The following is a 9224-nucleotide window of genomic DNA, read 5'->3' as shown; positions in this document are numbered from 1 at the left end:
ATCCTGCTCCGCCTTCCGGAGCAGGATGCGAGTGCCATCAAGGTCGAGGGTCGAACGGGCCCCCGTCACCTCGCGAGGTACGCAGCGAGGTGCTGGCCGGACAGGGTGTCGGCGCGAGCCAGCTCGGCCGGCGGACCCTCGAAGACGACGTGGCCGCCGTCGTGCCCAGCACCCGGCCCGAGGTCGACGATCCAGTCGGCGTGAGCCATGACCGCGAGGTGGTGCTCGATGACGATGACCGAGTTCCCCTGGTCGACGAGCCGGTCGAGCATGCCGAGCAGCCGTGAGATGTCGGCCAGGTGCAGGCCGCTCGTCGGTTCGTCGAGGACGTAGGTCCCGGCCCCCTCGCCCATCCGGTTGGCGAGCTTGATCCGCTGGCGCTCACCGCCGGAGAGCGTCGACAGCGGCTGGCCCAGCCGGACATAGCCGAGCCCGACGTCGACGAGCCGGCCCAGGATCGAGCGTGGTGCGCCGCTGGTGAAGAACTCCTGCGCCTCGGCGATCGACAGGTCGAGCACGTCCGCGATGCTCTTCCCGTCGAGCTGGTAGGCCAGGACCGAGGGTTGGAAGCGCCTGCCCTCGCACTCCTCGCACGTGCTCGCCACCCCGGCCATCATCGCGAGGTCCGTGTAGACGACCCCCAAGCCCTTGCACCCGGGGCACGCCCCCTCCGAGTTGGCCGAGAAGAGTGCCGCCTTCACTCCGTTGGCCTTGGCGAAGAGCGTGCGGATCGGGTCGAGCAGGCCGGTGTAGGTCGCCGGGTTGCTGCGCATCGACCCCCGGATCGCCGACTGGTCGACGACCCGCACGTCTCCCGCTCCGGCCATCGAGCCGTCGGCGATCGACCCGTGGACGAGCGAGCTCTTGCCAGACCCGGCGACGCCGGTGATGACGGTGAGCACCCCGAGCGGCAGGTCGACATCGACGTCCTTGAGGTTGTGGGTTCGCGCCCCGCGGATCGCGAGGTGCCCCGACGGAGTGCGAGGCGTATGCCGTTGGGCGGGCTTCGCGTCGAGATGCTCGCCCGTGAGGGTGACCGAGGACCGCAAACCCGCTACGTCACCGGTGAACGTGATCTCGCCGCCTTCAGCTCCGGCGCGGGGACCGAGGTCGACGACGTGGTCGGCGCGTTCGATGACGGCGGGCTTGTGCTCCACGACGAGGACGGTGTTTCCCTTGTCGCGCAAGCGGATCAGCAGGTCGATCAGCTTGCCTATGTCGTGCGGGTGCAGGCCGACCGTCGGCTCGTCGAACACGTAGGTGATGTCCGTCAGCGCGGACCCGAGGTGCCGGACCATCTTGACGCGCTGCGCCTCTCCGCCGGACAGGGTGCCCGACTCGCGGTCGAGCGACAGGTAGCCGAGACCGACCTCGACGAGCGAGCCCAGCAGGTCGGCCAGGGAGACCAGCGCCGGGCGGGCGGCGGCATACGGAGGGGCGTCGACCAGGCCGCGCACCCAGTCGGCGAGGTCACTGACCTGCATCGACAGCGCCTCGGGCATGGTCGTGCCCGCCACCGTCGCCGTCCGCGCGGGCTCGTTGAGCCGCGACCCATCGCAGGCGGGACACGAGGTGAAGGTCGCGACGCGCTCGACGAAGGACTTGACGTGCTTCTGGCTGCTCTCGGTCTCCTTGTCGAGGAAGAGCCGCTTGACCTTGACGACGAGGCCCTCGTAGTTCGTGTTCATGCCGCCCGCCCTCACCTTGGTGGCCGGGGTGTACATGAGCCAGTCCCACTCCTCTGGGGAGTAGTCGCGCAGCTTCTTGTCGGGGTCGAGCCGACCACCCTCGGCGAAGAGGCGCCAGTACCACGTGTTGGGCGTGAAGTTCGGCACGGTGATGGCGCCCTCGTTGAGAGACCGGTCGCGGTCGACGAGCTGGTCCTCGTCGATCGCGGACACCTTCCCCGTGCCTTCGCACTCGAGGCACATCCCGTCGGGCAGGTTGAAGCTGAAGTGGAACGACGGCCCGACGTGCGGCGTGGACAGGCGGGACCAGACGAGTCGCAGCAGCGCGTTGACGTCGGTGGCCGTGCCGACGGTCGAGCGCGAGTTGGCGCCCATCCGCTCCTGGTCGACGACGATCGCAGCGCTGAGGTTCTCGAGGGCGTCGACGTCGGGCCGTGCCGGGCTGCCCATGAACGACTGGACGAACGCGGGGTAGGTCTCGTTGATGAGCCGCTGGCTCTCGGCGGCGATCGTGCCGAAGACGAGCGAGCTCTTGCCCGAGCCGGACACCCCGGTGAACACGGTGAGCTGGCGCTTGGGGATGTCGACCGACACGTCCTTGAGGTTGTTGACCCGGGCACCACGCACCCGGATCACGTCGTGACGGTCAGCCGTCGGCTCGGACCCGGGCTCCATCACGGCGGTCAGTCGACCGTGGAGCGCAACCACTCGATGTCGGCTGCCTGCCCCTCGACGCCGCCCGGTGTCTCGCACACGACCGGAGCGCCGGCTGCGCGGACCACGGCCGCGACCTCGTCGCCGTCGAGCGTGCCGGAGCCGAAGTTCGTGTGCCGATCGGCGCCCGAGTCGAAGGCGTCACGCGAGTCGTTGGCGTGGACGAGGTCGATCCGGCCGGTGATCGCGCGGACCTTGTCGACGATCGTCGACAGGTCGTTGCCGCCGGCGTGGGCATGGCACGTGTCGAGACAGAAGCCGACCGTGTCGCCGCCCCGCGCCGCGCCGATGGCGTCCCAGAGCCGCCCGATCGCCTCGAGCCGTCGAGCCATGGCGTTGTCCCCACCCGCGGTGTTCTCGATGAGGAGTGGGACCGGCAGGTCGAGCCCGTCGATGCACTTGCGCCAGTTGTCGAACCCGACGGCGGCGTCCTCCTCCACGCCGAGGTGTCCGCCGTGGACGATGACGCCCTTTGCGCCGATCTCGGCGGCCGCCCGGAGGTGTTGCTGCAGCAGCTTGCGTCCCGGGATCCGGATCCGGTTGTTGAGGCTCGCCACGTTGATCGGATAGGGAGCGTGCACGTAGAGGTCGATGCCGGCCGCTGCAGCATCACCCTTGAGCGCGGCCGCACCGCCGGCGTACCGGACGACCGGGCCCTTGTAGCTCTGCGGGTCGCCGAGGAAGAACTGCGAGAGGGTCGCGCCACGCGCCCGAGCCTCCGCGATGGGATCCTCCTGGTCGACGTGGGCACCGATGTGAAGGGGCATGGGAAACAGCCTAGGCGGGAGCGCTCGGCAGGCGCTGACCTGCACTGACCGCACGTTTTGGGTCGATATGGCCGGGTCACGTTCTGGACACCGGGTTGACAACGCTTCCATAACAGCAGGCTCCTGAGCTGTGTTACTCGGCCCTCCCGGTGCAAGTGTGTCCCCAACCCCCCACGATCCCCGGGGTTTCACAAGGAGGAGCCGATGAAGGTTCGCAGGTCCGTGAATATCGCGGTCGCAACCGCAATGACGATGATGGTGGTGGCAGCCTGCAGCAGCAGCGAGACACCCGAAACAGACGCGACGAATGGAGGTGCCGCGGCTGGCGGTCAGCCCGGTGGTGACCTGAGGGTCTACAACGCCGAGCCCGCATTCCTGAACCCGACTGCCGCAAGTGACGAGCCGTCGATCTACGTGCTGCGCCAGCTCTACCGCGGTCTGGTCACGTACAACGCCGAGACCGGCAAGGCCGAGATGGACATCGCCGAGTCCATCGAGTCGAGCGACCAGAAGAACTGGACGGTCAAGCTCAAGCCCGGCTTCACGTTCGAGAACGGCGAGCCGGTCAACGCCGACGCGTTCATCCGCACGTGGAACTACGTCGCGTACGGCCCGAACGCCCAGGACAACGCATACTTCATGTCCCGCTTCGCAGGTATCGAGGACATGTCCTCGGTGGACCCTGACGACGATGGGCCGAAGGAGGCTCCGGAGCCGAAGGCCAAGGAGCTCTCCGGGCTCAAGAAGGTCAGCGACAACGAGTTCACGATCGAGCTGTCCGAGCCGTTCGCGGCCCTGCCGTCGACGCTGGGCTACTCCGGCTTCTTCCCGATGGCGGAGGCCTGCCTCAAGGACGAGGCTGCCTTCAAGGCCTGCAACGAGAAGCCGATCGGTAACGGGCCCTACAAGATCGAGGGATCCTGGGAGCACAACGTCGGCATCACGCTCGTCCGCAGTGACACGTGGAAGGGCGAGGTCAAGGGGATGCCCGACAAGATCTCCTACAAGATCTACGCCGATGTCGACGCCGGCTATGCGGCGTTCCAGGCCGGCGAGCTGGACGTGATGTACACCATCCCGCCGGCTCGGTACAAGGAGGCCAAGGCCCAGTACGGCGACCGGATGTTCGAGACCGCGGGTGACTCGTTCACCTACGTCGGGATGCCGCTGTACCTCGACGACTTCAAGGACAAGCGCATCCGTCAGGCCCTTTCGCTCTCGATCGATCGCCAGCCGATCATCGACGCGGTCTTCGACGGCCGCTACACGGCCGCCACGGGCTTCATCGCGCCGACGTTCGAGGGCTTCCGCCCCGACACCTGCAAGTACTGCAAGGCCGACCCCGCGAAGGCCAAGCAGCTGCTCGACGAGGCTGGTGGCTGGAAGGGCGGCAAGCTGCAGCTCTGGGCCAACGCCGGTGCAGGTCACGAGCAGTGGCTCCAGGCCGTCGGTGACCAGATCAAGGCCGCTCTCGGCATCGACTACGAGATCAAGGTCAACCTCCAGTTCGCGGAGTACCTCGACACGGCCGACGCCAAGAAGTTCACCGGTCCGTTCCGTCTCGGATGGGGCCCGGACTACCCGGTCATGGAGACCTACCTCAAGCCGCTCTACGGGACGGACACCGGCAGCAACAACTCCGGTTACACCAACCCCGAGTTCGACAAGCTGATCACCGAGGGTGACTCGGCCGCCGACCTCGCCGGTGCCATCGCGAAGTACCAGGCCGCCGAGGACATCGTCGCCGAGGACCTTCCTGTTCTGCCGATGTGGTGGGGCAAGATTGCGGCGCTCCAGAGCGAGAACGTCGAGACCTTCGTCTGGAACAAGATCTCGGACGCTGACTACGGGAAGATGACGCTGAAGCAGCAGTGATGTTCCCACCCAGCTGACAGAAGTTCCAGACTTGGTGGCGGCGGCGACCCGGAGTAGGGTCGTCGCCGCCACCGGCACGTCGATAGGAGGCCCCGACCGTGGGGAGATATGTCATCCGGCGGGTGCTTCAGTTCATCCCGACCGTGCTCGGCACGATGTTCCTGCTGCACTACGTCACGTCGCTCGGCATCCAGCTGACCGGTAACCCGGTCCGCGCCTTGTTCGGCGACCGCACGCCGACGCCGGCAATGCTCGCGGCGCTCTCGGAGCGCCTCAACCTGGACGACCCATGCCTGACGCAGACAGGCAACCCGTGCTTCGCCCTCTTCGGCGAGCGCATCACCAACATCGCCCAGTGGGACTTCGGCATCAGCCTCGTGGGGCAGCGTGAGGTCACCGACATCATCGCCAGCGCCTTGCCGTTCACCATTCGCCTCGCGCTGATCGCGTTCCTCTTCGAGGCGATCGTCGGGGTCGTCGCCGGCGTCCTCGCCGGCCTGCGCAGCGGCGGATTCGTCGACTACTTCGTCAAGATCTCGACAACGCTCGTCATCGCGGTGCCGATCTTCGTGCTCGGCATCGTCATCCGCGAGTTCGTCGGCGTGAAGTTCGGCAACACGCTGCGCGCGGATGAAAGCATTCCCGACATCATTTCCCAAGGGCTGTTCGCGGCCGGCTACAAACCGGACTATCCGTGGATGAGCCTCGTCATTCCCGGCCTCGTGCTGGGCGCAACCAGCCTCGCGATCACCGCCCGGCTGACGAGGACGAGCATGGTCGAGAACATCCGCGCCGACTACGTCCGCACCGCCCGCGCCAAGGGCCTGATGCCGCGTCGGATCACCGGCGTGCACACGCTGCGCAACTCGCTCATCCCGGTCGTCACCTCCCTCGGTGTCGACCTCGGGGTCCTCATGGGTGGTGCGGTGGTCACCGAGACGATCTTCAACGTTCCCGGCATCGGTCGAGTGGCGGCGCTGAGCGCCCGCACCGGTGATGCCAGCGTGGTCATCGGCATCGTCACCCTCGCGGCCCTGATCTTCCTGGTCGCGAACCTCTTGGTCGACATCCTGTATGCGGTTCTCGACCCACGCATCCGATACGAGTGAGCGGGAGCAGACAGTGAGTGATCTCGTACCCACCGCCGCCGCCGAGGAGTCGTCGACGGCCCACCCCCCCACGACGGAGGGGCCGGGCGCAACCGGCGCATCGGCCAGCCTGTGGAGCGACGCCCGCAGGCAGCTGATTCGCAACCCCACGTTCGTGCTCTCCGCGCTCTACATCCTCGTGGTGGGCTCCATGGCGCTCTTTCCGACCCTGTGGACCGACGAGGACCCCCGCAACTGCGTCATCTCCCAGAGCCGGCAGCCTCCGCAGGAGGGACACCCGTTCGGGTTCAACATCCTCGGCTGTGACTACTACTCCCACGCCATCTACGGCGCCCAGCCATCGCTGTCGATAGCGATCGGCGCCACCGTGGGAATCGTCCTCATCGGCGGCAGCCTGGGCCTCCTCGCCGGCTTCTACGGCGGCTGGGCCGACACCATCATCTCGAGGATCGTTGACATCTTCCTGTCGCTGCCGTTCCTGCTCGGAGCGCTGGTGTTCCTCACCGTGGTCAAGGTGCAGAACATCCTGACCATCACCATGGTGCTGGTCATCCTGGGCTGGACGACGATCGCCCGCGTCATGCGGGGTGCCGTGCTGTCGGCGAAGAACCTCGACTACGTCCTTGCGGCGCGGTCGCTCGGTGCGGGGAACACTCGCATCATGCTGCGGCACATCCTGCCGAACGCCGTCGCCCCCGTGACGGTGCTCGCGACGATCGCCCTCGGCAGCTTCGTCGCCGCAGAGGCGACGCTGACCTTCCTCGGTGTCGGCCTGCAGCCGCCCGAGGAGTCATGGGGAATCATGATCACCACGCACCAGGTCTACTTCCTGGAGGCACCGTGGCTGCTCATCTTCCCCATGGTTCTGCTCATCGGCACCGTGCTCAGCTTCATCCTCATGGGTGATGCCCTGCGCGATGCCCTCGACCCGAAGATGCGGTGACTGGATGACCACCGATACACCCGTCAAGTCCGAGTCGACTGCGCGGTTCCTCACGCAGCTGGACATGAGCGCGCCCCCGCTGGAGGTGCGTGACCTGCACGTGGAGTTCCGCACGACGTCCGGACGCGCTCATGCCGTCAACGGGATGAACTTCGTGCTGCACCAAGGGCAGACCCGCGCGATCCTCGGGGAGTCCGGCTCCGGCAAGAGCGTTACGGCCCAGGCCATCATGGGCATCCTCGACAGTCCTCCCGCCGAGATCACCAAGGGCGAGATCCTCTATCGCGGCGTGGACCTGCTGAAGCTCTCCGACGAGGACCGGCGCCGAGTCCGGGCCAACCACATCGCGATGATCTTCCAGGACGCCCTCTCTGCGCTGAACCCCGTCTTCACCGTCGGGTTCCAGCTCGGGGAGCTGTTCCGCAAGCATCGCGGGATGTCTCGTCAGGCGGCGAAGGCCAGGGCCATCGAGCTGCTCGACCTGGTGCGGATCCCCGCGGCCAAGGACAGAGTCAACGACTTCCCGCACCAGTTCTCGGGCGGCATGCGCCAGCGCGTCATGATCGCGATGGCCCTGGCCCTCGAGCCCGAGATCCTCATCGCCGACGAGCCGACGACGGCCCTCGACGTCACGGTCCAGGCGCAGGTGATGGGGCTGTTGTCCGAGCTCCAGAACGAGCGGAACATGAGCCTGATCCTCATCACCCATGACATGGGGGTCGTGGCCGACGTTGCGGACGAGATCTCGGTGATGTACGCCGGACGGGTCGTCGAGGACGCCCCGGTCGGCGACATCTACGCGCGGCCTGCCCACCCCTACACCAAGGCGTTGCTCGAGTCGATCCCCCGCGTCGACATGAAGGGGCAGGAGCTCGCCGTCATCAAGGGCCTGCCCCCGGTCCTGACCAACATCCCGCCGGGCTGTGCCTTCCACCCGCGGTGCAGGTTCGCCCAGGACAACTGCAAGGTTGCGCCGGAGCCACCCCACTATGACGTCGACGTGGACCGGATCGCCGCGTGCCACTACTGGAGGGAGGTCATCGAGTCATGACCGAGACTCCTGTGACCGAGACGCCGAGCAGGATCGGTGAGGTGGTCCTCGCGACCGAGGGCCTGCGCAAGCACTATCCGCTGACGCAGGGCATCGTCTTCAAGAAGCAGATCGGTGCCGTGCGTGCCGTTGACGGCGTCAACATCCAGCTGCGTCGCGGCGAGACGCTCGGGGTCGTGGGTGAGTCGGGCTGTGGCAAGTCGACGCTCGCCCGCCTTCTCGTCGGCCTCGAGAAGCCCACCGAGGGCAGGATCATGCTCAAGGGCAATGACCTGGCCGCGGTCTCCGCGCGCGACATGCGCAAGGTCCGCCGCAACATCCAGATGGTCATGCAGGACCCGTACACGTCGCTCAACCCCCGCATGACTGTGGGCGACATCATCGGCGAGCCCTTCGACATCCACCCCGAGGTGGTGCCGAAGAAGGGCCGCACCGCCAGGGTCCGCGAGCTGATCGACCTGGTCGGCCTGAACGCCGACCACATCAACCGCTACCCGCACCAGTTCTCGGGCGGCCAGCGCCAGCGCATCGGCATCGCCCGGTCACTGGCGCTCAACCCCGAGATCATCGTCTGCGACGAGCCGGTCAGCGCGCTCGACGTGTCGATCCAGGCGCAGGTCGTCAATCTGCTCGAAAAGCTCCAGAACGAGCTGGGGCTGGCCTACATCTTCATCGCCCACGACCTGTCGGTCGTGCGTCACATCGCCGACCGCGTGGCGGTGATGTACCTCGGCAAGATCGTCGAGACGGGCGTGGAGGACGAGATCTACGAGCACACGACCCACCCCTACAGCCAGGCTCTGCTGTCGGCGGTCCCCGTGCCCGACCCGACCCTTCGGGAGCGTCGCGACCACATCATCCTCGAGGGTGACGTGCCATCGCCGGCCAACCCGCCGTCCGGGTGCCGCTTCCGCACCCGGTGCTGGAAGGCCCAGGAGATCTGCGCGCAGGAGGAGCCGGCCCTCGAGATCAGGCCCGGATCGGGCCACCCCAGCGCGTGCCACTTCGCAGAGGAGAGGGACGTCGTCGGCGCCACGATCTGACCCCGAGCGGACAGCTCGCGGGCACGATCTCGGT

General features: G+C 67.1%; 7 protein-coding genes. 5 read left to right on the top strand and 2 right to left on the bottom strand.

The window, feature by feature from the left end; genetic code table 11:
- Positions 1–65 precede the first annotated feature (65 nt).
- Positions 66–2363 (bottom strand): excinuclease ABC subunit UvrA, encoded by a 2298-nt coding sequence (locus tag VJN29_RS13730; protein ID WP_324144193.1) that lies wholly within the window; start codon positions 2361–2363, stop codon positions 66–68.
- Between the two features lie 8 nt (positions 2364–2371).
- Positions 2372–3169: a deoxyribonuclease IV gene (locus VJN29_RS13725; protein ID WP_324144191.1), complete on the bottom strand. Its 798-nt coding sequence runs from the start codon at positions 3167–3169 to the stop codon at positions 2372–2374.
- 204 nt (positions 3170–3373) lie between these two features.
- On the opposite strand from VJN29_RS13725, the gene VJN29_RS13720 reads away from it, so the two are divergent.
- The 5 genes from VJN29_RS13720 (at position 3374) to VJN29_RS13700 (ending at position 9190) form a co-directional block, all read left to right on the top strand.
- Positions 3374–5044 carry an ABC transporter substrate-binding protein gene (locus VJN29_RS13720; RefSeq protein WP_324144190.1) on the top strand — a complete coding sequence of 557 codons (1671 nt, stop codon included), beginning with the start codon at positions 3374–3376 and terminating at the stop codon, positions 5042–5044.
- A gap of 98 nt (positions 5045–5142) precedes the next feature.
- On the top strand, positions 5143–6153 hold the full coding sequence (locus VJN29_RS13715) for an ABC transporter permease (RefSeq protein ID WP_324144189.1): 1011 nt from the start codon (positions 5143–5145) through the stop codon (positions 6151–6153).
- Between the two features lie 13 nt (positions 6154–6166).
- Positions 6167–7096 carry an ABC transporter permease gene (locus tag VJN29_RS13710; protein ID WP_324144188.1) on the top strand — a complete coding sequence of 310 codons (930 nt, stop codon included), beginning with the start codon at positions 6167–6169 and terminating at the stop codon, positions 7094–7096.
- Positions 7097–7100: 4 nt separating this feature from the next.
- Positions 7101–8147: an ABC transporter ATP-binding protein gene (locus VJN29_RS13705; protein ID WP_324144187.1), complete on the top strand. Its 1047-nt coding sequence runs from the start codon at positions 7101–7103 to the stop codon at positions 8145–8147.
- The gene (locus VJN29_RS13700; RefSeq protein ID WP_324144186.1) at positions 8144–9190 is read left to right on the top strand and encodes a dipeptide ABC transporter ATP-binding protein; all 1047 of its coding nucleotides are present in this window, start codon (positions 8144–8146) and stop codon (positions 9188–9190) included. The genes VJN29_RS13705 and VJN29_RS13700 overlap by 4 nt, the downstream gene beginning before the upstream one ends.
- Positions 9191–9224 lie beyond the last annotated feature (34 nt).

The sequence above is a fragment of the Intrasporangium sp. genome (genome assembly GCF_035280925.1).
Classification (GTDB): Bacteria; Actinomycetota; Actinomycetes; order Actinomycetales; family Dermatophilaceae; genus Intrasporangium.
Note: the sequence above shows the minus strand (reverse complement) of the source record. Positions and strands in the feature narration are given on the sequence as shown.